The 24,816-nt window shown below is 71.1% G+C and carries 19 protein-coding genes and 1 pseudogene; 11 read left to right on the top strand and 9 right to left on the bottom strand.

Going from position 1 to position 24,816, the window contains the following annotated elements:
• Nucleotides 1-471: 471 nt before the first annotated feature.
• Nucleotides 472-1,733 (bottom strand): annotated as a pseudogene (locus tag ACFYOS_RS31660) (AMP-binding protein).
• A 5-nt stretch (nucleotides 1,734-1,738) separates the two neighbouring features.
• Nucleotides 1,739-1,888 carry a hypothetical protein gene (locus ACFYOS_RS31655; protein WP_387149468.1) on the bottom strand — a complete coding sequence of 50 codons (150 nt, stop codon included), beginning with the start codon at nucleotides 1,886-1,888 and terminating at the stop codon, nucleotides 1,739-1,741.
• Nucleotides 1,889-1,960: 72 nt separating this feature from the next.
• Here ACFYOS_RS31655 and sigJ point away from each other — a divergent pair, with 72 nt between their 5' ends.
• Together sigJ and ACFYOS_RS31645 are read left to right on the top strand one after the other, a co-directional pair.
• Entirely contained in the window at nucleotides 1,961-2,905 is a 945-nt protein-coding gene (gene sigJ, locus ACFYOS_RS31650; RefSeq protein WP_387149465.1) for an RNA polymerase sigma factor SigJ, read from the top strand.
• A gap of 93 nt (nucleotides 2,906-2,998) precedes the next feature.
• Nucleotides 2,999-4,195 carry an NAD(P)/FAD-dependent oxidoreductase gene (locus ACFYOS_RS31645; protein ID WP_387149462.1) on the top strand — a complete coding sequence of 399 codons (1,197 nt, stop codon included), beginning with the start codon at nucleotides 2,999-3,001 and terminating at the stop codon, nucleotides 4,193-4,195.
• Nucleotides 4,196-4,362: 167 nt separating this feature from the next.
• On the opposite strand, the gene aceE is transcribed toward ACFYOS_RS31645, so the two are convergent.
• The 4 genes from aceE to ACFYOS_RS31625 all read right to left on the bottom strand — a co-directional run bounded on the left by aceE (nucleotide 4,363) and on the right by ACFYOS_RS31625 (nucleotide 10,097).
• Nucleotides 4,363-7,056: a pyruvate dehydrogenase (acetyl-transferring), homodimeric type gene (aceE, locus tag ACFYOS_RS31640; protein WP_387149459.1), complete on the bottom strand. Its 2,694-nt coding sequence runs from the start codon at nucleotides 7,054-7,056 to the stop codon at nucleotides 4,363-4,365.
• Between the two features lie 192 nt (nucleotides 7,057-7,248).
• Entirely contained in the window at nucleotides 7,249-7,872 is a 624-nt protein-coding gene (locus ACFYOS_RS31635; RefSeq protein ID WP_387149456.1) for a GntR family transcriptional regulator, read from the bottom strand.
• A 114-nt stretch (nucleotides 7,873-7,986) separates the two neighbouring features.
• A complete protein-coding gene (locus ACFYOS_RS31630) occupies nucleotides 7,987-8,685 on the bottom strand; it encodes a response regulator (RefSeq protein WP_387149453.1) in 699 nt (232 codons plus the stop codon).
• Nucleotides 8,682-10,097 (bottom strand): sensor histidine kinase, encoded by a 1,416-nt coding sequence (locus ACFYOS_RS31625; RefSeq protein ID WP_387149450.1) that lies wholly within the window; start codon nucleotides 10,095-10,097, stop codon nucleotides 8,682-8,684. Before ACFYOS_RS31625 ends, ACFYOS_RS31630 begins: the two co-directional genes overlap by 4 nt.
• Nucleotides 10,098-10,176: 79 nt before the next feature.
• Between ACFYOS_RS31625 and ACFYOS_RS31620 the strand changes: the two genes are divergently transcribed.
• From ACFYOS_RS31620 to ACFYOS_RS31600, 5 genes are all read left to right on the top strand, one after another.
• Nucleotides 10,177-12,327: an MMPL family transporter gene (locus ACFYOS_RS31620; protein ID WP_387149447.1), complete on the top strand. Its 2,151-nt coding sequence runs from the start codon at nucleotides 10,177-10,179 to the stop codon at nucleotides 12,325-12,327.
• Nucleotides 12,328-12,381: 54 nt separating this feature from the next.
• Complete coding sequence (locus ACFYOS_RS31615; protein ID WP_387149444.1) at nucleotides 12,382-12,864, top strand: DUF6220 domain-containing protein; 483 nt, start codon at nucleotides 12,382-12,384, stop codon at nucleotides 12,862-12,864.
• Complete coding sequence (locus tag ACFYOS_RS31610; RefSeq protein ID WP_387149441.1) at nucleotides 12,861-14,903, top strand: multicopper oxidase domain-containing protein; 2,043 nt, start codon at nucleotides 12,861-12,863, stop codon at nucleotides 14,901-14,903. The genes ACFYOS_RS31615 and ACFYOS_RS31610 overlap by 4 nt, the downstream gene beginning before the upstream one ends.
• 67 nt (nucleotides 14,904-14,970) lie before the next feature.
• On the top strand, nucleotides 14,971-15,177 hold the full coding sequence (locus ACFYOS_RS31605; RefSeq protein ID WP_387149438.1) for a hypothetical protein: 207 nt from the start codon (nucleotides 14,971-14,973) through the stop codon (nucleotides 15,175-15,177).
• Between the two features lie 288 nt (nucleotides 15,178-15,465).
• Complete coding sequence (locus ACFYOS_RS31600; protein WP_387149435.1) at nucleotides 15,466-16,206, top strand: DUF1223 domain-containing protein; 741 nt, start codon at nucleotides 15,466-15,468, stop codon at nucleotides 16,204-16,206.
• A gap of 103 nt (nucleotides 16,207-16,309) precedes the next feature.
• Here ACFYOS_RS31600 and ACFYOS_RS31595 read toward each other — a convergent pair whose 3' ends face one another.
• Together ACFYOS_RS31595 and ACFYOS_RS31590 are read right to left on the bottom strand one after the other, a co-directional pair.
• The gene (locus tag ACFYOS_RS31595; RefSeq protein ID WP_387149432.1) at nucleotides 16,310-17,560 is read right to left on the bottom strand and encodes a hypothetical protein; all 1,251 of its coding nucleotides are present in this window, start codon (nucleotides 17,558-17,560) and stop codon (nucleotides 16,310-16,312) included.
• A 45-nt stretch (nucleotides 17,561-17,605) separates the two neighbouring features.
• Nucleotides 17,606-17,935: a PadR family transcriptional regulator gene (locus tag ACFYOS_RS31590; RefSeq protein WP_387149429.1), complete on the bottom strand. Its 330-nt coding sequence runs from the start codon at nucleotides 17,933-17,935 to the stop codon at nucleotides 17,606-17,608.
• A gap of 97 nt (nucleotides 17,936-18,032) precedes the next feature.
• Here ACFYOS_RS31590 and ACFYOS_RS31585 point away from each other — a divergent pair, with 97 nt between their 5' ends.
• From ACFYOS_RS31585 to ACFYOS_RS31570, 4 genes are all read left to right on the top strand, one after another.
• Nucleotides 18,033-18,686, top strand: a complete 654-nt coding sequence (locus ACFYOS_RS31585) for a GNAT family N-acetyltransferase (RefSeq protein ID WP_387149426.1) — start codon at nucleotides 18,033-18,035, stop codon at nucleotides 18,684-18,686.
• Nucleotides 18,687-18,791: 105 nt separating this feature from the next.
• Nucleotides 18,792-19,178, top strand: a complete 387-nt coding sequence (locus ACFYOS_RS31580; RefSeq protein WP_387149423.1) for a hypothetical protein — start codon at nucleotides 18,792-18,794, stop codon at nucleotides 19,176-19,178.
• Complete coding sequence (locus ACFYOS_RS31575) at nucleotides 19,178-21,574, top strand: DUF4132 domain-containing protein (RefSeq protein WP_387149420.1); 2,397 nt, start codon at nucleotides 19,178-19,180, stop codon at nucleotides 21,572-21,574. Before ACFYOS_RS31580 ends, ACFYOS_RS31575 begins: the two co-directional genes overlap by 1 nt.
• 215 nt (nucleotides 21,575-21,789) lie before the next feature.
• Complete coding sequence (locus ACFYOS_RS31570; protein ID WP_387149471.1) at nucleotides 21,790-22,689, top strand: oxidoreductase; 900 nt, start codon at nucleotides 21,790-21,792, stop codon at nucleotides 22,687-22,689.
• A gap of 79 nt (nucleotides 22,690-22,768) precedes the next feature.
• Here ACFYOS_RS31570 and ACFYOS_RS31565 read toward each other — a convergent pair whose 3' ends face one another.
• A complete protein-coding gene (locus ACFYOS_RS31565) occupies nucleotides 22,769-24,766 on the bottom strand; it encodes an N-acetylmuramoyl-L-alanine amidase (RefSeq protein ID WP_387149417.1) in 1,998 nt (665 codons plus the stop codon).
• Nucleotides 24,767-24,816: the final 50 nt, after the last annotated feature.

The following is a 24,816-nucleotide window of genomic DNA, read 5'->3' as shown; positions in this document are numbered from 1 at the left end:
GCGGCGCCACCAAGCCCGAGCTCGACGAGCCCACTACACCCGACGGCTCAACCTCGAACTTCAACCATGATCCCGAACGGCGGCTGCCGTACTAGGGTGGAAGGTCACCAAGTTCGAGTGCCAATCCACCCCTCGCGGCCGCAGGAGCAGCCCCGTAGCCTGGCATCCGCACATCAGCCGCCGACCGTGCGCGCGGTGTCTCAGCGCACCCGTCACGCTGAGTAGACGTCAGCCTCGTGCTGTTCCTTCGAGCCGTGCCGAAGCGAAGCGCCAAGGCGCCGGGTGACGCCGCGTCCCGCGCCGGGGGATCGGGAGTACGTGGGGAGCAGTCGGGTGCACTGAACGGCGTTGAACTGCGACCAACGGCACCCGCGCCCACCTGCGGCTGCTCGTTTCCGGAGGTCAGAGTCGTGCAGCGTCCTGCTTCACCAGACCTGGGCGCACATCTCGATGGCCGTGGCCGGCTGAGTTTCACCCGCCGGCGAGCAGCTGCTTCTGCACCTTGCCCATCGCGTTGCGAGGGAGCTGCTCGACGAGGTGGATCTGCCGCGGCCGCTTGTGCGCGGAGATCCGGGCGGCCACGAACTCGATGAGCTGCGCCTCGGTGGCCGCGTCGGCGACCACGTACGCGACCACCTGCTGCCCGAGGTCGGGATGGGGCGCGCCGATCACCGCGGCCTCCCGTACCGCGGGGTGGGCGAGCAGCGCGTTCTCCACCTCGCCCGCGCCGATCCGGTACCCGCCGCTCTTGATCATGTCGATCGAGGCGCGTCCGATGATCCGGTGCCATCCGTCAGTCTGCTCGCCACCCCGGCGAGTCGGGTGCCGACGAACCCGGGCCGCCGCTCACCGTCGGCGCGACTGCTGACCGTGATCAGCGTTTCGGTCATCCCGTACCGCTCGACGGGTGGTTGTCCGGTGAGCTCGGCGAGCCGCTTGAAGACGGGCAGCGGCAGCGGCGCGCTGCCGGAGACCAGCAGCCGGGCCGAGGACAGGGCTCGGGCGGCGGACGGATCGGCGCAGACCCGTGACCACACGGTCGGTACGCCGAAGTACAGGCTGCCGCCGGCGGCGGCGTACGCGTCCGGCTTGGGTCGGCCGGTGTGGGCCAGCCGCGATCCGACCCGGAGCGCGCCCAGCACGCCGAGCACGAGGCCGTGCACGTGGAACAGGGGGAGACCGTGCACCAGCAGGTCGTCGGTCGTCCACGACCAGGCGTCGGCGAGGGCGTCCAGGTCGGCGGCGATCGCCTGCCGCGGGATCAGCGCTCCCTTCGGTGCGCCCGTGGTGCCCGAGGTGTAGAGGATCAGTGCGGTGCTCTCCGGCGTGGGCTCCCGACAGCTGCTCGACGAGCGGGCAGTCAGATCGACCGCGATGACGGGGACCGGCACGTCGGCCAGCGGCGCGGTGCCGGCACTGGTCGGGGAGACGAGCAGCAGCGAGGCGGCGGAGTCGCGCAGCACGTGGTCCCGCTCGGTGGGGCCGGAGTCCGGTGGCACCGGTACGACGGGGACCCCGGCGAGCAGGCCGGCCACGACGGCCACCACGGTTTCCATGCTGGCGGTCGCCCACACCGCGACCGCGTCGCTGCCCGCGATGCGGCCGGCGAGGGCGGTGGCGGCGGCGAGCACCGCCTCCCGGGACGCCTGCTGGTCCCCGACCCGGATCGCCTCGGGGTCGTCGCCGAACGCCCCGGACAGGGCCGGCAGCAGCACTTCTTCGCTTCCTCGCATCGCGGTCACCGTCCGGTCCACGTCGTCGTCTGCTTGGTGGTGAAGGCATGGACGGCGGCGCGGAAGTCGCCGCTGCCGTACAGCCGGGCGACGAGGTCGTCGCCGTCGAGGTGGATGCGGCGCAGCCGCCGGATCGCCTCCTTCGTCGCCCACATGGTCGGTGGGCATCTCCCATGATCGGAAACGTCCGTGCCGGTTTGCCACCCCACCCGCCTAGGATCGGGGCCATGCCCTTGACCGCGAACGACGTCGACCGGTTCGAGGCCTCCAGGCACCGCCTGGAGGCCATCGCCTACCGCCTCCTCGGCTCCGCCGGGGAGGCTGAGGACGCCGTGCAGGAGACGTTCCTGCGCTGGCACGCCGCCGACGTCGACCGCATCGAGGTCCCGGAGGCCTGGCTCACGAAGGTGCTCACCAACCTGTGCCTCAACCAGCTCACCTCCGCGCGGGCACGGCGCGAGACCTATGTGGGCGCATGGCTTCCCGAGCCGCTGCTCGCCGGGGACCCGATGCTTGGCCCGGCCGACACCGCCGAGCAGCGCGAAACGGTCTCGTACGCGGTGCTCACCCTCATGGAGCGCCTGTCCCCCAACGAGCGGGCGGTGTACGTGCTGCGGGAGGCCTTCGACTACCCGCACCGGGAGATCGCCGAGATCCTCGACATCACCGAGGCCGCCAGCCAGCAGATCTTCCATCGCGCCAAGAAGCACGTCGCGGACGGCAAGGCCCGCACCGAGATCGACGAGGCCGCCGCCCGGCGGATAGTCGAGGAGTTCCTCGCGGCCGCCACCAGCGGCCAGACCGAGCCGCTCGTGCGGCTGCTCACCGCGGACGCGATCTCGATCGGCGACGGCGGCGGGAAGGTCCCGGCCCGCGCCAAGGCGTTCGAGGGCGCCCTCGCGGTCGCGAAGTTCCTGTGGGGCCTGTTCAAACCCGCCGAGGCCAAGCGCGCCATCGTCGGCGGCACGCCGGAGGTCTACGCCTGGACCGCCAACGGCGACCCCGCCGTCGTGGCGGTCGTCGGCGGCCGGGTCGTCGGCGTCATGTGCCTGGAGGTCACCGCCGAGGGCATCGCCGCGTTCCGCAACCAGGTCAACCCCGACAAGCTGGAGCGCGCGACCGAGCGGTTCAAGGCCTCCGACCACGGGGAACCGCTGTTCAAGGCCTTCTGACCCTCGTGTGAGGTGCTTCACATCGCGCTCCTGTCAGGAAACGGCGGGCCGCCCGGTTCAAGTGGCGAGCCCGCCTCAGACAGGAGCACCGAAATGCAGCACCGCATCATCGTCCTCGGAGCCGGATACAGCGGAGCCATCGCCGCCGGCCGCCTCGCCAAGCGGCTGCACCGCGAGGACGTCGCCATCACCCTCGTCAACGCCGAACCCGACTTCGTGGAGCGGGTCCGGATGCACCAGCTGGCGGTCGGCCAGGAGCTCAAGCCCCGGCCCTTCAGCGAGATGTTCGCGGGCACCGGCGTCGAACTGAACCTCGCGAAGGTCTCCGGCGTCGACGTCGACCGCAGGACCGTCGCCGTCATCGACGCGAACGGCGCCGAGGAGCTGGAGTACGACACCCTCGTGTACGCCCTCGGTAGCGGCTGGAACGCCCAAGGCGTCCCCGGCACCGCCGAGCACGCCCATGAGATCGCCAGCCGCCCCGGGGCGCTCCGGCTGCGCGAGCGCCTGGCCCGCCTGGCGGCCGGGCAGACCGTGACCGTTGTCGGCGGCGGCCTCACCGGCCTGGAGGCCGCGACCGAGATCGCCGAAGCCCGCCCGGACCTCGACGTCGCCCTCGCCGCCCGCGGCGGCCTCGGCGACTGGCTCTCGCCCAAGGGCCGCGGGCACCTGCGGAAGGTCTTCGACAAGCTCGGCATCGCCGTGCACGAGCACGCCGCCGTCACCGGCGTCGACGCCGACCGCGTCACCACCGCCGACGGCAGGGCCATCCCGGCCGCGGTCACCGTGTGGACCACCGGCTTCGCGGTCCACCCGATCGCTGAAGCGACCGCCCTGGAGGTCACCGGCGCCGGACAGATCGTGGTCGACGGGACCATGCGCTCGGTCTCGCACCCCGATGTGTACGCCGTCGGCGACGCGGCCTACGCGATGGGACCGGGCAACAAGCCGCTGCGGATGTCGTGCGCCTCGGGCACCCCGGCCGCGTGGCAGGCCGCCGACGCGATCGCCGCGCGCCTGACCGGCGGGAAGCTCCCGAACATGCCGATCCGCTACTTCAACCAGTGCATCTCGCTGGGCCGCAAGGAAGGCGTGATCCAGTACGTCACCGCCGACGACCGCACCGTCCGGGCGGCACTGACCGGACGGCTCGCCGCCGTCTACAAGGAGCTGGTCTGCAAGGGCGCCGCCTGGGGCGTCGCGAACCCGACGCTCGGGATGCCGACCCGGCGCCGCCGCGTCGCGCGGGAGCGGGCCACGGCGGGCTCGGCCGTCAAGGCGCTGGCCTAGTGCACGCGGCGAAGCGGGCGCCCTCGATACGAGGGCGCCCGCTTGGCTGTCGGTCCAGGCGGCGACGATCGCCGGGTGGAGGTCCTCGACCGGGGCTCCCGGGCGTCGACGTCGACGGTGACCTGGTCGCCCGATCGGGACCGATCCGCGCCTATTGACGGTCGCTCTTAGTGGTCGTCGGCGAATCCGTAGCGCTTGCGGGCCTCCTGAACGGTCTCGGGTTTGACCTCGCCGCGCCGGGCCAGGGCCGCGAGCGCCGCGACCACGACCGACTGCGGGTCAACCCCGAAGTGGCGACGGACGGCCTCGCGGGTGTCGGAGAGGCCGAAGCCGTCCGTGCCGATCGAGTGCCAGTCCTGCGGCACCCACTGGCTGATCTGGTCCGGGACCGCCCGCATCCAGTCGCTGACGGCGAGCACCGGGCCGGGGGCGCCGTCCAGCACCCGGGTGACGTAGGGGATGCGGTCCTCGCCCTTGAGCTGCAAAGCGTCACAGTCCAGCGCGTCGCGGCGCAGCTCGCTCCAGGAGGTGGCGGACCACACGTCCGCCGCCACGCTCCAGTCGCTGGCGAGGAGCCGCTGGGCCTCCAGGGCCCAGTGAATGGCGGTGCCGGAGGCGAGCAGCTGCAGACGCGGGGCATCCGCCGGCAACTCCTGGGCATTGGCTTCCCGGAACCGGTAGAGGCCCTTGAGGATGCCCTCCTCGATGGCCGCGCCCGGCGGCATGGGTGGTTGGACCTTCGTCTCGTTGTAGACCGTGAGGTAGTAGAAGACGTTCTCCGCGTTCGGCCCGTACATCCGGCGCAGACCGTCGCGGACGATCACGGCGACCTCGTATGCGAAGGCCGGGTCGTAGGCGATCGCCGCAGGATTGGTGGCAGCGATCAGGTGGGAATGGCCGTCCGCGTGCTGCAGGCCCTCGCCGGTCATTGTGGTACGGCCGGCGGTGGCACCGACGAGGAAGCCGCGGCCGAGTTGGTCGGCGAGCGCCCACAGCTGGTCGGCCGTCCGCTGCCAGCCGAACATCGCGTAGAAGATGTAGAAGGGGATCATCGGCTCGCCGTGGGTGGCGTACGACGTGGCGGCGGCGGTGAAGTCGGCCATCGAACCGGCCTCGGTGATGCCCTCGTGGAGGATCTGGCCGTTCGTGGCTTCCTTGTAGTACAGGAGCGTGTCGCGGTCGACCGGGTCGTAGGTCTGGCCGTGCGGCGAGTAGATCCCGGCGGTGGGGAAGAGCGACTCCATGCCGAAGGTACGCGCCTCATCGGGAACGATCGGCACCCAACGCTTGCCGGTCTCCTGATCCCGCATCAGATCCTTGACCAGGCGGACAAAGGCCATGGTTGTCGCGATTTCCTGACTACCGGACCCCTTGGCCAGGGATTCGAAGGGCTTGGCGGGCGGCTCGGGCAGCACCACCGGGTGGACCCGGCGGGCAGGGGCGGGCCCGCCCAGCGCGGCCCGGCGCTCGTGGAGGTAACGGACCTCGGGCGAGTCGGTGCCGGGGTGGACATACGGCACCAACTCATCGTTGAGCTTGCTGTCGGGGATCGGGAGTTCGAGGAGGTCGCGCAGCGCGCGGAACTCGTTGCCGGTCAGCTTCTTCATCTGGTGGTTGGCGTTGCGCGAGGCGAAGCCGGGGCCGAGCGTGTGACCCTTGACCGTCTGGGCGAGGATCACGGTCGGCGCGCCCCGGTGTTCGACCGCGGCCCGATAGGCGGCGTACACCTTGCGAGGTTCATGGCCCGCCCGCGAGGCGTGGAAGCACTCGGCGATCTTCGCGTCGGTCAGCACCTTCGCCATCTCGACGAGCGCCGGGTCGGCGCCGAAGAAGTGGTCGCGGATGTAGCCGACATCCCGGGCCGCGTATGTCTGGAACTGCCCGTCGGGGACTTCGCGCAGCCGGCGTACGAGCGCGCCTGTGGTGTCGAGCGCGAACAGGTCGTCCCAGGCCGAGCCCCAGAGCGACTTGACGACGTTCCAGCCCGCCGCGCGGAACTGGGCCTCCAACTCCTGGACGATCTTGAAGTTGGAGCGCACCGGCCCATCGAGGCGCTGCAGGTTGCAGTTGATCACGAAGGTCAGGTTGTCCAGGCCTTCGCGACCAGCGAGGGCGAGCGCGGCGGTCGACTCGGGCTCGTCCATCTCGCCGTCGCCGAGGAACGCCCACACCCGCGAGGCGGAGGTGTCCTTGATGCCACGGTGCTGCAGATAGCGGTTGAACCGCGCCTGGTAGATCGCCGACAGCGGACCCAGGCCCATCGACACGGTGGGGAACTCCCAGAGCCACGGCAGCCGGCGCGGGTGCGGGTAGGAGGGGAGGCCATCGCCGCCCGCCTCCTGCCGGAACCGGTCGAGGTGGCCCTCGGTGAGCCGCCCGTCCAGGAAGGCCCGGGCGTAGATGCCGGGGGAGGCATGGCCCTGGATGTAGAGCTGGTCGCCGGAGCCGTCGGCCTCCTTACCGCGGAAGAAGTGCTGGAAGCCGGTCTCGTAGAGCCAGGCGGCGGAGGCGAAGGTGGCGATGTGGCCGCCCAGGCCGTAGCGGCTGCCGCGGGTCACCATCGCGGCGGCGTTCCAGCGGTTCCAGGCGGTGATGCGCCGTTCCATCTCCTCGTCGCCGGGGAAGTCCGGCTCGGCGGCGGTCGGGATGGTGTTGACGTATTCGGTCTCCAGCAGCTTCGGCAGTACGAGGCCGGTGCCCTCGGCGTGTTCAAGGGTGCGGCGCAGGAGGTACGAGGCGCGATGCGGTCCGGCTGCCGCGGTGACGGCGTCGAGAGAAGCGGCCCACTCGGCGGTCTCCTCGGGATCCCGGTCCGGGATCTGATCGAGTGCGCTTGACTGCTTTCGCCCGATGTCGGTCATGGTGGGCCGCCTTCCGACGGTTCCGGACCTCTCGTCCGGGGGCGGGAGGTCGAGACGGTGAGACAGGGGACCTGCCGGCCGGGACGCTTCGGGGCCGATGGGGTCCACCGCCACTATAGGTCTGATCGATGATCGATCAAAAGGCGGTGAGCAAGGTCTCCGCTGGCCACGAAGGCATCCCAGGTCGCGAAATCAGACCTGGGGGGCACAACCGAGCACATGCTCCTTGACCAACTCGTCGACGCGGGGATCGCGTCGCCGAAAGGCCTCGACGATGGCCTCGTGCTCCTCCGCGTACGACTGCTGGCGGGTGCCCAGCCACCGCATGGCGAGCGTCGTCCACACCTCGATACCGAGCGACTCCCAGGTGTGCAGCAGCACACTGTTCCCGGATGCGCGCACCAACTCCCGATGGAAGGCGACCGTGTGACGTACCTGGGCCTCGGCGTCACTCCGGCTATCGGCCTCGTAGAGCGCGGCGACCGCCGGCTCCAGGACGGAGACGTCCTCGCCCAGCCGCGGCGCGGCGAGCGAAGCGGCGATCTGCTCGAGGCCCGCCCGCACGGGATAGATCTCCTCGAGATCGGCCGCGGAGAGATTTCGTACCCGGACGCCCTTGTTGGGCGCGGACTCGATCAGCCGCAGCACCTCCAACTCGCGCAGCGCCTCCCGGATGGGCGTCTGGCTGACCTCCAGCTCCACGGCGATCCGCCGCTCCACGATCCGCTCGCCCGGCTTCCAGCGCCCGCTGACGATCCCCTCGACGATGTACTCGCGGATCTGCCGAGGCAGCGAGTGGACGACGGGCGGGGCCATGGGTGCTCCTCGGGCGATTGGTGGCTCCCTAGACGATACGGCGGCCAACCGGAGGGCCGAATCGACCGCCACCGGGCCACCCCTGCATCGAGCCGGCCACGCCAGCGCCCATGATCATGGCCGGGGGCTGACCAACCCGGTCTGGTAGGCGATCACGACCAGCTGCGCGCGGTCACGCGCACCCAGCTTCGCCATCGCGTGGCTGACATGGGTGCGGGCGGTAGCCGGACTGAGGAATAGCGCGGTGCCGATCTCGTCGTTGCTCAGCCCCTGTCCCACCAGGGCCAGCACCTCACGCTCGCGTTGCGTCAGCACCGCCAGCCGTTCCTCCCCGGCCTGGGTGGCGATCCGTCCCGCGGTGAACTGGGCGATGAGGCGCCGGGTGATCCGCGGCGCGAGCAACGCCTCTCCAGCGGCGACCACCCGGATGGCATGCAACAGCTCGGCCGGCCCGGCGTCCTTGAGCAGGAAGCCGCTTGCGCCGGCCTCCAGCGCCTCGAACACGTACGCCTCGGTGTCGTACGTGGTCAGGATCAGGACTCGGACCTGCTCGAGACCGCGCGTCCTGGCGATCTGGCCGGTGGCCTTGATCCCGTCCAGCTCCGGCATGCGGATGTCCATGAGTACGACGTCGGGCCGGGTGGCCCGAGCCCGCTCCACGGCCTCGGCGCCGTTGGCGGCCTCGCCCACCACCGTGATGTCGTCTTCGACGTCGAGCAGCCCCTTGAACCCGGAGCGCACCAGAACCTGGTCGTCGGCGAGCAGCACCTTGATGGGGGCACTGCCGGACGACGACGTGGCCGTCGTGCTCATGGGTGCACCGTTCCGGCCGGAACCAGCGGCAGCCGCGCCGTGACCTCGAACCCGCCGCGCGGCCGCGGCCCGGCGGTCAGCTCTCCGCCCAGGAGCCCACAGCGTTCGCGCATTCCGACGATCCCACGGCCCGGCTCGGCCGCGCGGCCGGTGACGGCCGGCGCGTCCGGACCCGCGGCGACATCACCCGAGGCATCCCGGCCACCCTCATCGGCCACTCGGACCTCCAAGATCTCGGTGCCGTACTCGAGCGCGACCGTCACCCGGGTCGGGCCGACGTGGCGGATCACGTTGGTGATCGACTCTTGCAAGATCCGGTAGGCGGTGTTGTCCACCGCGCTCGGCAACGGCGCCGCCGACGAACTCACCTCGAGCTTGATGTCGAGTCCGGCTTCGCGCGCCATCGCGGTGAGCTCGTTGATCTGGCCCAGGCCGGGGTGCGGCACTCGCCCGTTGTCCGAATCGCGAAGCACCCCGAGGATTGCCCGCATCTCGTGCAGCGCCTGGGCGCTCGTCTGCTCGATGGTCACCAGCGCCTCGCGCGCCCCTTCCGGCCGTTTGTCGAGCAGGTACGCGGTGACGCCGGCCTGCACGTTGATGATCGCGATGGCGTGAGCGACGGTGTCGTGGACCTCACGCGCGATCCGGAGCCGCTCGGCGTCGACCCGCGAACGCGCTTCCTCCTCCCGGGTCCGTTCAGCCTGTCGGGCACGCTCCAGGGCTTCGGCCGCGATGACCCGCCGAGACCGGACCGACTCACCCAGGGCAGCGGCCATGATCGACGCCGCGATCCGGAAGAACACCCATCCGATGGCGGCCGCCGGCTCGATGTCGGCCGCAGCGATGAGCCAGCCGGTGGCCAGCACGGCGATGCCCACGCCGGCGATCACCAGCGACCTGCGCCCGTCGCCGTAGGCGGTCAGCGTGTAGAGGGCGACGAAGAGCCCGATCCATCCGGGCCCGTCCGGGAAGCCGATGGTGAAGTACACCAGGCTGACGAGAGCGGCCGTGCTGAACACCAACGCCGGCCACCGGCGGCGGACGGCCAGCACCAGGCCACTCACGATCAGCAGGACGTAGCCCAGGTGTCCGAGCTCGGTCAGCGGCCGCGATCCCACCTCCGCGGGTTTCGCGACGGTGCCCTGGACCTGCATCACGGCGACGAAGAGCCCGAGCAGGACGTCCTGCGCCAGGACAGGCAGGCGGACCGGCACCGCTCGGCGTTTCATGCCGCGATGATAGTGGCCGCGCGCGGGTGACCGGCTACGACGACGGGCGCGATCAGGTACGGGCCGCTTACGTAAATCTGCGTAGGAGCTGCCATCCGCTGCCCGAGGACGCGCGCGGGTCGGCGACGTGACGATCGCTTCCGTGACCCAACCAATGACTGATACGGCCGCCGCGAGCGACAATCGCCACCGCTCACCGGACACACCGCGGCCGGGACCGCTGGGCAGACTCGGGGGCCTGGCCTATCGCCGGCGGGGGAGAGTGCTGCTCGCCTGGGCCGTGGGCCTCGTCATCGCCTTCGGGCTGTCGGCGGCCTTCGGGGGCGAGTCCGTCAACGCCTCCGCCGCGCCGGGCTCGGATTCCGAGCAGGCACAGCGCCTGTTGACAGAGCGGTTCCCGGCCCAGTCCGGCGAAACGGTGCGGGTGGTGGTGCGCGCGGACGACGTCACCAGCGCCGAGGTACGACGTGGCGTCGGCGCGCTGCTCGGTGAGCTGGGCCGCATGCCGCACGTCGCGTCGGTCGAGGATCCGTACTCCGCCAAAGGCACCATCGCGCCGGACGGCCGGACGCTCGCCGCACGTGTCTATCTCGATGTCACCAACCCCAACGACATGCCGGTCGAAGACACCGAACGGCTGCTGGCCGCCGCCGACGCGGCCGAGCGCGACGGGCTGGAGATCGCGCTCGGTGGACGGGCCGTGCAGGTCGCCGAGGCGACCCAGTCGGGATCCGAGCTGATCGGGCTGCTGGCGGCCGCGGTGATCCTGCTGATCATGTTCGGGTCGCTGGTGGCGGCCGGGCTGCCACTGGCCATGGCGATCGGTGCGCTGGCGGTAAGCGCCAGCCTGGTCGGCATCGCGGCCGCCGTGGTGGACGTGCCCGACTTCGCACCCATCATCGGCATGACGCTGGGCATCGCCCTGGGCATCGACTACGCGCTGCTGCTGGTGACCCGGTTTCGCGAATGGCGGGCGGTCGGACTCGACCCCGAAGCGGCGACCGTCGCGACGCTCGACACCGCCGGCCGGGCGGTCCTCGTGGCCGGTGGCACGGTCATGGTGAGCATGTCAGGGCTGTTCGTGGTGGGCCTGTCCATCATGAACGGCACCGCCGTCGTGACCATGCTGGCGACTCTGGTGGTGATGGTCGCCGCCCTCACCCTGTTTCCCGCGTTGCTGGGTTACCTGGGGCGGCGGATCGACCGGCTCCGGGTGCCGCTGGGACGGCGTCGTGCCGCCCAGCTCTCCGCCGACGGCCACCTGGTGCCGGCGGCCGGCTGGACGCGCTGGAGCGGGCTGGTGCAGCGGCACAACGTGCTCGCCATCGTGACGGGTGTCGCTCTGCTGCTGGTGCTGGCCGCGCCATTCCTCGGCGTCCACTTCGGTCTCCCCGATGCGGGCAACGACCCCGAGGACACGTCGAATCGGCACGCGTACGACCTGCTGGCCGAGGGGTTCGGCCCCGGCGAGAACGGGCCGCTGCTGGTCGAGGCGGAGGTGTCGCCGGCCGACGGCGACGTGGCCCTCCAGCGGCTACAGGCCGAGCTCGGCCGCACGGCGGGAGTCGCCGCGGTGTCGCCGCCACGGCTCAATCCCGCCGGTGACACGGCGCTGATCACCGTCGTGCCCACCACCGGACCGCAGGAGGCCGCCACCGAAGACCTCGTCCAGACCCTGCGCGACGACGTGATCCCGGCCGCGACCAAGGGCACCAGCACCGAAGTACACGTCGGCGGCGCCACCGCGGCGACGATCGATGTCAACGCACTGATCGCCAACCGGCTCGCGCTGCTCATCGGTGGCGTCGTCGTCGTGTCGATGCTCCTCTTGCTGGTGGCCTTCCGTAGCGTCGTCATCGCGGTCACGGCTGCCGTGATGAATCTGCTGTCGGTGGCGGCGGCGTACGGGGTGGTGGGCTTCTTCCTCGAGGGCGGCTGGGCCAGTCGGCTGGTCGGCATCGACACGGCCACCCCGATGGCGGCGTTCGTCCCGGTCATCATGTTCGCGCTGTTGTTCGGCCTGTCCATGGACTACGAGGTCTTCCTGATCAGCCGGGTGCGCGAGTCGTGGGTGCGTACCCGGGACAACAGCCGGGCCATCGTCACCGGACTGGCCAGCACCGGACGGGTGATCAGCGCCGCTGCGGCCATCATGATCGTGGTCTTCGCGTCGATCGTCCCGAGTGACCAGGTCTTCATCAAGGTCTTCGGGCTGGGCATGGTCGCGGCCATCCTGGTGGACGCGACCGTCATCCGGATGCTGCTCGTGCCCGCGGTCATGCACCTGCTCGGGCGCAGCAACTGGTGGCTTCCTCGCGTCCTGGAGCGGCGCTTGCCCCAGCTGCACGTCGAAGGAGCATCCGACACGTTCCTGCGCCCCGTCACAGACCCGGAACCGGTCCCGTCCCGATGAGGCCGGCGAAGCCCGGATCACCCGTCGTGACCCAACCAACCTAAGGAGCACACGTTGCGGAAACTATTCGCCGGCCTTGCGGCCCTGCTCATGCTGGTCATCGTGGCGCAGTTCTACTTTGCCGCGAGCGGCGCGTTCAGCACCGCGCCCAACGACGAGTCCTTCCGGCCGCATCGCGCGTTGGGGTACGTGATCTTCCTCTTGCCGGTCCTGATGACACTCGTCGCCGCGCTGGCCCGGATGCCCGGCCGGCTCATCGGGATGGCCAGTCTGATCGCCGGGCTGACCGTTGTCCAGGTGGTGATCGCGGTGCTCGCCCGGGCGTTCAACGACACGGGCGACACCAGCACGACGGCCGGCCAACTCATCTTCGGCCTACACGCGATCAACGGTCTGATCATCCTGCACGTGACCGGGATTGTCGCTCGGCAGGCGCGAGTGCTGTCGAGGTCCGCGGTTCCGCATCGGCGGGCCGGGGCGGGCGACGACGCGCGAGTGTCCGGACCGGCAGCCGGAACGGCCCAGCCGGCGTCATGACGACGGCTCAGTTGATCGTCGTGGACCATGTGGTCGCGCTGCTCAGCGTTGCCGCATGGTCCGCGACCGGCGCCACCGCGGCCGCCCAGCGCGCCCGGCTCGTGCTCGGCCTGCTTGCGGCGGCTGTGCTCGTGACGCTTGCCCGGGTGGCCACGGTGGCGGTGCTGGCCGGTCGGGGCTGGTGGTTCGTGCAGGAGAAGGTGCTGTTGGGCCTGCCGATGCTGGGAGCCGCCGGGTTGGCCGCCGCCCTGATCGCCGGCCCGCGGCTGTTCGCGGCGAGGCGCACGCCGAAAGTCGGGATACCGGCAAGCAGCGTGGTCTTGCTGCTCACCGCCGGATACGCAGCCCTCGCCGGGCTCGTGGTGACCTTCCTGGTCGGTTACCCCCTGACCTGGAGCGCCGCATTGATCGCCTGCTCCTTCGTCTGCGCGGGCGCACTCCTGACCGCGCGCGTCGTAGCGGCGCCGGTCGACACCACCGACGACGCCGACATCGCGCCGACACAGGCACCGCACCGACAGCCCGGGTTCTCGCGCCGCCGGTTCATGGGCCTGGCGGGTGGAGCAGTCATGGCTAGTACCGGCACAACCGGGGTCGGCCTGCTGTTCACGCCGACTGAATCCACCGCCACCGGAGGTGGTCCCGGGCGGTCGTCCAGCCCGGGACCGGCCGTGTCAGTGGCCGACCTGCGGGGATCCGGCGCACCGGCACCGGGCGGCACGAGGCGGCAGTACGTACTCACCGCGCAGACCGCCACCGTCCGGCTCCCGTCCGGACGCGAGATCCAGGCCTGGACCTTCAACGGCCAGGCCCCCGGTCCGGCGATCACCGCCACCGTGGGCGATCTGATCGAGGTGACGCTGCGCAACACCGACATCGATGATGGAGTGACCCTGCACTGGCACGGCTACGACGTGCCGTGCGGTGAGGACGGCGCACCGGGCGTGACCCAGGACGTGGTGGCACCCGGCGGAGAGTTCGTCTATCGGTTCCGCGCCGAACAGGTGGGAACCTACTGGTACCACACCCACCAGGCGTCCCACCGCGGGGTGCGCCGGGGGCTGTACGGGACCCTCGTCGTGACGCCACGCGGACAGCAGGTGGACCACGCCGACGCTTCCACAGGGCAACTGGATCTGACTCTGCCGGTGCACACATTCGACGGCGTTGTCGTGATCGCCGACCAGGACGGGCGCGCCGACCACACCGCGCCGCCCGGCACCAGGGTGCGGTTGCGGCTGATCAACACCGACTCGGATCCACACCGATTCGCGCTCGCCGGGACGTCGTTCCGGGTGACGGCCGTCGACGGGCGGGACCTCAACAAACCCGGCGAGGTCAGCGACGCCGGACTGCGCCTGCCCGGGGGTGGACGGTACGACCTGGTCTTCGTCATGCCAGACACTCCGGTGGCGCTCGTCCTCGACAACGATCACACCGGCGGCCTCCGGCTGCACCCGGAGGACCACGACGGCACCGCCGGTGCGGACCCGGTGGTCGAGGACACTTCCGGCTGGCCCGAGCTCGACCTGCTGCGCTACGGAACGCCGGCCGCCGTGCCGTTCGATGCCGGCAGCCGCTCCGACCGGCACTTCACCATGGTGCTGGACCGTGGTGTGGCCATGCTCGACGGCCGGCCGGCGTACGCCCAGACGGTCAACGGCCGTGGCCACCCGTCGATCCCGGATCAGCTGGTCGCCGAGGGCGATCTCGTCCGGTTCACCGTGGTCAACCGGAGCCTGGAAACCCACCCCTGGCATCTGCACGGCCACCCCGTGCTGATCCTGTCCAGGAACAGCACGCCGCGGTCCGGCAGCCCGTTGTGGATGGACACGTTCGATGTCCGTCCGGGCGAGGTGTGGGAGGTCGCGTTCAGGGCCACGAATCCCGGGATCTGGATGAACCACTGCCACAACCTGCCTCACGCCCATCAGGGGATGATGCTGCGGCTCTGCTACGACGGTGTCACCACGCCCTTCGACGGCTCGCACACCGCCCACGAGACCGGTACGGCCAGGGGTCGAAGCCATGTCCACTGACCCGCCGTTGGCTGCTCGTCGCTCGGCCCCGTGCCCAGACGGCCCCACCTCGAATCTGGTCGCGCAAGTGCGCAACTACAGCCGGGCCGTCATCGAAGCGGAGCTGCGCAGGCTGGCCCGCAAGGTCCCGTCATTGCGTCCGAACGACCTGGCCGTCATCGACGCGGCTCTGGACGAACTCGCGGAATCCTTGCTCCTTGCCCGGCTGCGCAGCCTGCCGCAGCACACCGCACGGCTGAAGCGCCTCTTCGACACCCCGAGGGAGAACTCGTGACTCGCTCCGATCGGACCGCTACCGCGGCCACCGCGTTGAGCACGGCCAAACCGACGCCCAGGGAGAAGCCCCGACCCTGACGCCGCGCACCCGCCGGACCGACTGACACCGACGCGGGTCTGCGTCGATCTACGTCATCAGGGTGAGTTGCGGACATTCCACTCGAGCAGGGGCGTTGCCACCAGGAGAAACGCGGTGGGTGCCGCCCGGCCCTGAGCAGCTGGGGCATGGTCGCGGGTGGAACGGGAAGGTCAGGGCCGCCAGCAGGACCGACCGAGGAGATGCGCCATGACGGACACACCGGGCACCCGGTCTGGTACGGCCCAGCCGCCGGCCGGCGGCGGCTTCGCTGTCGTGGAGATGTTCACCTCCCAGGGGTGCAACAGCTGTCCTCCCGCCGAGGAGCTGCTGTCCGAGATCGATCGCGACGCGCGGGAGCGAGGGCAGCCCGTCTACGCGCTCGGTTTCCACGTCGACTACTGGGACCACCTGGGCTGGGTCGACCCGTACGGCGACGCGGCGCACACCCTCCGGCAGGAGGCATACGCGCGGGCCTTCCGCTCCGGGGGGTTGTACACGCCGCAGATGATCGTCAACGGCACTGTCGAGTTCGTCGGTTCCGACCGCCGGCAGGCGTCATCGGCGATCGCGTCCGCCCTCACCGAGGAAGCCGCGACGCCGCTCGGGCTGTCCGTGGAGGACGTGGCCGAGGGCACGGACGGCAGGCGCCGGGTGGTGGTGAACTACCAGGCCGAGCGGCTGCCGGAGCGGGCAGTGTTGAATGTGGCAGTCGTGGAACGCGGCCTGGAGAACGACGTCCCCCGGGGAGAGAACGCCGGGCGGAGGCTGCGGCAGGACGGCGTGGTACGCGCCTTCACGTCCGGGAAGCTGGATTTCGGGCGTGGGCGGGTCGAACTCGAGATGCCGCCGCAGCTCGATCCGCGACACGCCTCGGTGGTCGGCTACGTTCAGAAGGACGAGGACAAGACCATCGTCGGCGCCGCGGCCGTCGACGTGTCGGCGCGATGACGGACATGACCGTGTGCCGCTGCTACTCGACGAGGACGGCGACGGACCGGTGCACCGGGTGACCGCGGGCGGTCATTGCGGGGACAACGACTGGCGGACCAGCTCAGCTTGCCGCGGTGGTGGCGGGGTCGTCGGGGGTGCCGCCGTGCAGGCGTCCGAGAGCCGCGCCGAGTGCCGCGCCGCCGGCCGCACCCGTAGTCCAAAAGACGATCATGCCGACGAGGAACTCCGGACGCAGCACGTCGCGGACCGCCGATTGCCACGTCGGCGGCACGGCGTCGCCGGTGCTCAGGTAGCCGGCCTGTTGGTGCGCCCAGACCGCGGCCTCGGGAATGCCGACGGCGAGCACCGCCACAAGGGCGGCGAGCCCGGCCAGGGCTCCGGCACGCAGCCCTGATCCGAAGGATCGGGTGCGCCAGGCCGTGGCGAGCGCGACGGCGAGCAGCAGGACGCTCGGGACGGCCATCCAGAAGCTGAGCACACCGCCCTGATCGTGCGCCAGTGACCAGCGCGAGGCGGCGAACGACCCACCCGCCACGGCGACTGCCACCCCAGCGGCCAGCACCCACGCGCCGCGCGGCGGCCCGGACCGCAGTACGGCCCACGCTCCGCCGAGGGCGAACCTGCGGCGCTCGGCCGGCGGCTCGATCGCCGCGAGCTCGGCCCGCAGCGCGGCACCCCACGCGGACCGGTTCTCGGGCAGGTCGGTGGTGGCCAGGTCGAGCAGGAGCTGCCAGACGTCGCGTACCGTGTGCCGACGGCCCGCGGTCTCGGTGCGGGCGCCGAGCGTGGCTCCGAGGACGGGCCACGGCAGGGCCCAGATCAGCGCGGCGAGGAAGACCTCGAATGGTGCCAGCAGGTCGCCGTCGCCGAGGTTCATGACGACGGGGAACCTTTCGGGCTCCGCCAGGTAGGTGGCGCGCAGCGGCAGGTGCGCGGACACGGTGCCGGCGGCGACGGCGACGAGGGCCAGCAGCCCGGCGACAGTTCCGGCCCCGAATCCGCGGGCCCGGGAGACGGCGGCCGCGGCCAGGCCGGCGAGCACGGCGCACCCGACCACCGCGAGCAGTCCGAGCACGACGGTGAGCAGCACCATGTCGAAGCCCCAGCGCGGGCCGTTCGTGACGGTGGCGAGGTACGCGCGCTCCAGGCCGACGGTGAGCAGCGCGGCTCCGACCGCGACAGCGATCAGTCCCGGCCACACGGGGCGTCTGGTGCCGTGCCGCCACGCGGCGCGGGTGCGGGCGGCGAGCGTGCCCGAACCGTTTTGGGCGTCCGGCAGTCGGACCGCGAGCACCACGATCGCGAGCAGGGGCGCCGGTGCGAGCACCACCAGGAGGAGGAATTCCGGCATCGAGGGCCTCCGAACGGCAGGGCGGCCGGGGTCGAGCGGTCGCGGTCAGATGGTCGTGGGCGCGAGCCGGGCCGCGCGTGGGGCGGGTGCGGCTTCGCCGGCACGCGCCGACGCGGCAACGGTGCGCGCGAGCTCGGCGCCCGCGGTGGTGAGCCGGTACAGATGCCGGGCCGGCCGCCCGCGCGGCGGGTCGGCCTCCCAGGAGGTCTCCACCTGCCCGCGCTCGGTGAGGCGGATGAGGATCGGGTAAACCGTGCCTGCCTTCAGGTCGAGGGCGCGGCACAGGTCGTAGCCGTGGCTCCAGCCCGGGCCCTTCTCGGCGAGGGCGGTGAGCACGGCCGCGGTCTGCGGGGAGGGGCGTCTCGCACGTGCCATGAGGCTAATATCTACCTAGATAGAGTTAGTGCGCAAGACTCTGCCGATGACAGCGCACATCTCGGCAACTCGGTAGCGTGGCGCCGGCCCAGTCGTCATGATCGGGCTCGTGCTTGCTGACCTGTGGCCCCAATACGGCCTGACCATCGTCACACCACGACTCGAACTCCGCCTGCCCCACGAGGAGGAACTCGCGGCACTCGCTCAGCTGGCAGCCGACGGCGTGCACCGGGCAGACGAGCGTCCGTTCCTGACCCCGTGGACCGACGGCAGTCCCGAGGATCGGGCGCGGTTCGTCCTGCAGGGACACTGGGGCCAGCTGGCAGGGTGGAGTGTGGCGGCGTGGAGCCTCGGACTCGCGGTCTTTCACGACGGGGACCCACTCGGCGCGGTCACCCTTCGCGCACGCGATTTTGTGGTTGTCCGCGAGGTCACGACCTCCTCGTGGCTGGGGATCGAACACCACGGCCAGGGTTACGGAACCGAGGCTCGGGTCGGTCTGCTCACGCTGGCCTTCGACCACCTCGACGCGCGTGCGGCGCTCACCGAGGTGTTCCAGGACAACCACGCCTCACAACGAGTGTCCCGCAAGCTCGGCTACGAGGCCGACGGCATCTCCGTCGACGCCCGCGGCGGCGACGCCGTCGTGTCCGACCGCCTACGGCTCACCCGGCAGAGGTGGACTCAGCAGGAGCGGCCCGGAGTAAGGGTCGACGGCATGGCAGCCTGCCGCCCAATGTTCGGCCTCTGACGGCATCTGCGCAGCGGATGGGTCGCTCCGGCCGGGCGGGCACGGGATGCCAGGCCGCGCGACGGGGAAGTGTCGGCCCTGCCTGGCAGGCTGACCGCCGTGGTGATGATAAGCATCGTCGATGAAACGACCGTCGGTCGCGAGCCCGACGCGTGGCACCTGGAGATCTTCGAGGAGCGGCTGCCGCTGCGCGAGGTCATTCGTCGCCGTGTGTTCCAGGAGGTTGCGGAGCACAACGCCCGGCGTTCGGGCGAGTTCCGGGGACTGGTGCAGCCGACGGAGACCGAGCGTGGGCTCAACGGCGCCCGGAGGTACGAGCATCGCCAGGTCGACCCGCACCGCCAGTACGATCGCGCGGTCCAGGCGTTCGGTCGCAACGGTTTCATCGTGCTCGTCGACGAGCGGCAGGTCGAGGACCTCGATGCGCAGGTCGAACTTCGGACGGGCACCGAGGTCACGTTCCTCAGGCTCGTCCCCCTGGCCGGTGGTTGATGACCGCCGTGCTGCGCGACGCGGCCCTGTCGCCGTACGCCGCCAGCCTGCTGCGGGTGGTGACCGTCCCCGAAACGGCGGCGGACGACCCGGTCGCCGGCCGGGTGGTGGACGCATCGCGGCTCAGCGACCGGGAACTCGGCGTACTGTTGGCCGCCGCTTATCGCCTGCTGCCGGTGGATCCCGCCCACTGGGTGAAGCTGGGCATCACGGCGGCGTGCCAGCAACGACAGCCGGCGTTCACCCCGGAGTCCTGTGCCGCCATGCTGTCCGCGCTCGCGGACGAGCTCGCGCAGCCGTGGTGCCACGGGAATCCCGTGCTGGCCGTCAACGCGCTGCTCCGCTGCGAGGGGCCGTTGCCGGAGGAGGCGGCGCGATCGGCCAGGAAACTGGTCACCGTGCTCGGCGACCGCTACCGACTTGATCATCCGTACGCGCTGATGGCCCTTGCCGGGCTCGGCGGCGGGTTGACCGCGAGCATCGAGAGGAAGCTGTTCGTGTCGTCGTTGCATTCCATCGCCCGGGACGAGGCCGCGGTGGTGTCCGCGCTTGGCCGCACCGCGCAGGCGCTGCTCGCCGAGGCGAGCGGTGAGCGCTCGTACTACTCGCCGCCGCCGTTGCCGGACCTGTGGCAACGACTGGCCGACCTGACGGAGTACGCGTCGTTCGCGCACCGGGCGCTCGGGGCGGCACACCGGCGGGTCGCCGATATCCAGTCCGGCGCGATCGCGTACCAGGCGGACGCGGCGTTCGAGAGGAACGAGGTGGGGGCGCTCGGCCGGGCGGTGCGGGTCGCCCTGCTGCGCGACGAGCCCTGGCTGACGGAGCTGCTGCCGCCGCTGCTGCTGGGCATCGCCGTGGCGCCGACCGCCGCGAAGACGGCCCCCTCGCAGGCGCTGCTGTACGAGGTGGCCCGCGCCGTCGAGGACTTTCCCACGCCGGAGGCGTTGGCCGCGCTGCGTGCCGCGCGCGCCGCTGCCCGGCACAAGGGCGTACACAGACAGCTCGACCGCGAGCTGCGGCGAATCGAACGGGCCCTGGGGGATCGGCCCGACGTGGCGTTCCGACTGCCCGACCTCGGATTCGGGCCCGAGGGCGTCCGCACCGTGACCGTCGGCGGGTACGACGCGGTCATCACCCTGTCCCACGACGTCGACCTGGCCTGGCGGCGGCCGGACGGCAGGACGCTGGCGACCGTCCCGGCAGCCGTACGGCGCGACCACGCCGACACCGTGAAGGAACTGCGGGACCTGGTGAAGCAGGCCCGGGGACATCTCGCGACGGTGGCGCGGTCGCTGGAAATTGGCTTCACCGCCAGCACCACCCTGCCCTACCGACGCTGGCGGGACGAGTTGGCCGCGAACGGTCTCGGGTGGAGCGTGGTGCGGCGCCTGATCTGGGAGGTGCCGGACGCGTCCGGCGAATGGCGGGCGGTGCTCCCCACCGGCGACGGCTTCGCGGACCTGAGCGGGACGGCCGTGCCCGAGCCCGAGCCGGACGCCGAAATCCGGCTGTGGCACCCGCTGACCACGTCGGCCGAGGAGATCCGGGGCTGGCGCGATGAGCTCACCGATCGCGAGCTGCGGCAACCGTTCAAGCAGGCGTTCCGCGAGGTCTACCTGCTGACGCCGGCCGAGCTGCAGACCGAGACCTACTCCAACCGGTTCGCCGCGCACATCGTGCACTACCGGCAGCTGTACGCGCTGATGAAGGGCCGGCGCTGGACGTGTTCGAGGCTCGGTCCGTGGGATGGCGGGGACACCGACGACGCGTACTGGGTCCTGCCCGGCGGGGCCTGGCGGGTCGGGTTTCGGCATGACTACCGCGACCAACAACCAGGGGGCGTCGAGTGCGCCAGCACCGACCGGGTGTGGTTCGACCGCCGGGTCGGCGGCGCCTGGCGGACAGCGCGGCTGGCGGACGTGCCGCCCATCGTCTTCAGCGAGGCGATGCGCGACGTGGACCTGTTCGTCTCCCTGACCTCGATCGCCGCCGATCCCCACTGGATGGACCGCGGGGACGACCGCTACGTCGATTATTGGCGCCAGGCGAGCCACGCCGAGCTGACGGCGACGGCACAGACCCGGCGGAGCGCGCTGGAGCGGATCATCCCGCGGACGAAGCTCGCCGATCGATGCGAGCTGACCGAGCGCTACCTTGTCGTGCGGGGACAGCTGTCCACCTACAAGATCCACCTGGGCAGCGCGAACATCCTGATGGAGCCCGGAAATACCTACCTCTGCATCGTGCCGTCCCGGCGCGGACCACGCGAGCCGGTCTTCCTGCCCTTCGAGGACGACCGGCTCGCGCTGATCCTCAGCAAGGCGTTTCTGCTCGCCGACGACGCCCGGATCACGGATCCGTCGATCGTGGCCCAGCTGCGCGCACGCCGTTGACCACCAGTCGGGATCAGGGGGTGTCTCTTCGCTCAGCGGCGGAAAGCGTCGGTAGTGACAACCTCGGGGTGCCTATTGGGCATTCCCGATCCCGCTGTGACATTTCTTCACCGCTCCGCGCCTTCCCGCCACGGCTGTCACCTGCGCATACTCCAGCACCGCCGCCCTTGAACCGTCGAAGGGCGATGGCCGATCGGATGGAGCTGATGGAAAAGATGACGTCGCATACGGTCTCTGCGGCAGACGCCGGCACGTGGCTGCTCGGTGATCTCACGGTCAACAGGATCGGTTTCGGCGCCATGCGCCTCACCGGCAGCGCCGCCTTGCACCAGGGCACTCCCAGCGACCGCGGCCAGGCGATCGGCGTGCTGCGTCGCGCCGTCGAGCTCGGCGTGAACCACATCGACACCGCGGCGTTCTACTTCTCCCGGCTGCGCCTGGCCAACGAGCTGATCAACTCGGCGCTGGCGCCGTACCCGGACGATCTCGTCATTGCCACCAAGGTCGGCCCGGCACGCGACGCCGCCGGCGAGTGGACCACCTGGGCGCGGCCCGACCAACTGCGCGGCCAGGTGGAGGAGAACCTGCGACAGCTCGGCCGCGACCACCTCGACGTGGTCAACCTGCGGCTCATGGGCCAGGACTCCATCAGCGAGCACTTCGGGGCCCTCGCCGAGCTGCGCGACGCGGGACTCGTCCGCCACCTCGGCATCTCCGGCGCCCGCCCGGAGCACCTTGCCGAAGCGCGGGCGATCGCACCGGTGGTATGCGTCCAGAACCGCTACAGCATCGACACACCCGGCGACGACGAGATGCTCCGGGCATGCGCGGAGCTCGGCATCGCGTTCGTGCCCTTCTTCTCCATCGCCGGGGAGGGACGCATGGCGGGAGCCGTCCGGGCCGAGCACGACGAGGTCCACGCCGTGGCCCGTGCACACGGCGTCTCACCGGCGCAGGTACGCCTGGCATGGATCCTGCAGAATGGCGCCCATGTGCTGGCCATCCCCGGGACGGGCAACCCGGATCACCTCGTCGACAACGTCGCGGCGGGCGCACTTCGACTGACGGAGGAGGACCTCCAGCTCCTCGATGGGGTTGGCCGCTCCGCATCCTGATGTCGACCAGTTGACCGGCCGCGCGAAAGGGCCTCCTCTCGACGCTGAGAGGAGGCCCTGTCGCCTGGCAACGAGCGGGTCAGCGGGGCGCGCCGACCGCCGAGGGGCGGATGTCCACGTCGTCCTTGTTGACGAACATGATCCGGTGGCCGAACTGGATCTGGACGTACGTCGTCCTGCCGCGGATCACCGTCCAGTCACCTGGTGAGGATCCGTCAACGGTCCACGCCTTGTAGTACTCGCTCGGCGCGACCAGGCCGACCGCGTACCGCTGCCCCGCCGACAGCGTGTACTGCAGCGGCGCGATCGTCTGGTACTCCACGCCGTCCGGGTAGGCCGCCGCCTCCGGGTAGGCACGCCCGTAGACCGGGATGGTGGCCCGGCCCGACTTGGGTGTCACCACGAAGCCGGTCGCCCACTTCGCCACCGGGGCAGCGGCCGGGTTGAAGAACCACGCCTTCTGGCCGAGGTACCAGATGGCCGTCCAGTCGCCCTGCCGGTCCGCGATGGCGTACGTCTGGCCCGCCGACGCTCGGGCGCCGTGGTCGGAGACCTCCATCGTCGAGGGTGATCCGTCCGCGTGCAGGCCGGCATCCTTGACCAGCGGCGCGTCCTGGCTGGGCGCGCTGTGCAGGATCACCGACGACGAGCCGCGCAGCGGGCAGGGCTCGCTGGTCGGGCTGCCGTTGTCGTCCAGCGTGCAGCCCCAGAACGCGGGCCGGTTGCCGGCGAAGTCGGGGTCGATGGTGACCAGCCCGGTCCGTGCCGTTCCGGTGCTCTGGAACGGCGCCTTGAGCAGGTCGAAGTAGTGCGACCAGTCCCAGTACGGCCCCGGGTCCCAGTGCATGCCCTTCACCGTCGACGGAACGGTGCCGGGCACGTTGTCGTGGCCGATGATGTGCTGCCGGTCCAGCGGGATGTCGAACCGCTTCGCCAGGTACCCCACGAGCTTGGCCGAGTTGCGGTACAAGCTCTCGGTGTACCAGGTGCCCTGGCGGGCGAAGCCTTCGTGCTCGATGCCGATGGACTTGGCGTTGATGTACCAGTTGCCGGCCTGCCAGGCGACGTCCTTCGTCCGGACGTGCTGCGCGGTGTGGCCGTCGCTCGAGCGCATCGTGTAGTGCCAGCTCACGTACGTCGGATCCTGCACCAGCTCCAGTGTCCTGGCGTACGTCTCCTCGGTGTCGTGGATGACGATGTACTCGATCTTCTGCCGGGCCGGCCGGTCGGACAGGTCGTGGTTGCCGTAGTCGAACATGCCCGGGCCGTACTGCTCGTACGGCGCCGGGATCCACTCGCAGGCCAGCTCCTGCGGGCATTCCACGCCGCCGGCCCGGGCAGCCTTGCGCAGGCCCAGCTTGTCGAGCCAGGACTTCTGCGGCGTCACGTCGCGCGGGGCGAGCGTGACCCGCTGCCCGTCGTCGGTGGTGCGGGCCGCGCCGGTCCGGATCGTCGCGTACACCTCGTCGGCGAAGCTCGCCGCGGAGTCGGTACTGTCGGAGCCGGAATACCGCGCCACCGCGCCGTACCAGGCGGCCGGGTCGGTGCCGGCACCGAGCGGGGCGCCGATCTTCTTCTGGTACGACGCCAGCAGCGCGGCGCCGCCGCGGATGTTGGCCGCCGGGTCGGACCTCAGCGCCTCCGCCCGGCTGCCGGTGACCGCCGCGGCGGCGTCCAGCGTCTGCAGCGCCGCCTCCGCCGCCGGGCTGGCCGACGGCTCGGCGGCGTGGACCGGGGCGCGGGAGTCGTCGCCACGCGGGTCCTCCGCCGGGCCGTAGTGGCCGGGCTCGCCCAGGCTCTTGACGTACGTCGCGTCGGTGAGGTGCATCGGGCCGTAGCCGGCGCTGGTGCTGGGGGTGCCGGCGTTGGTGTCCCAGCGGGACTCCAGGTACGAGACGGCGAGCAGCACGGACTCCGGGACGCCGTACTCGGCGGCCGCCGCCGCGTACTGCTGCTGTCGGTTGGCGGCTGTCGGGCTCGCCGCTGGCGCGGCGCTGACCGGCGCGAGCGTCGCGGCGCCGACCAGTGCGGTGCTGAGCAGAATCCGCCTGCCGAGGGGCGCTCGTGATCGGGGCATGGAACCTCCGTTCGGGGGGTGGCGCAGTGGCCATGGCCACCCTCGTCCCC

The sequence above is a fragment of the Micromonospora sp. NPDC005806 genome (assembly GCF_042871425.1).
GTDB lineage: Bacteria > Actinomycetota > Actinomycetes > Mycobacteriales > Micromonosporaceae > Micromonospora.
The sequence above is the reverse complement of the archived record's forward strand: the minus strand, read 5'-3'. Positions and strand labels throughout refer to the sequence as shown.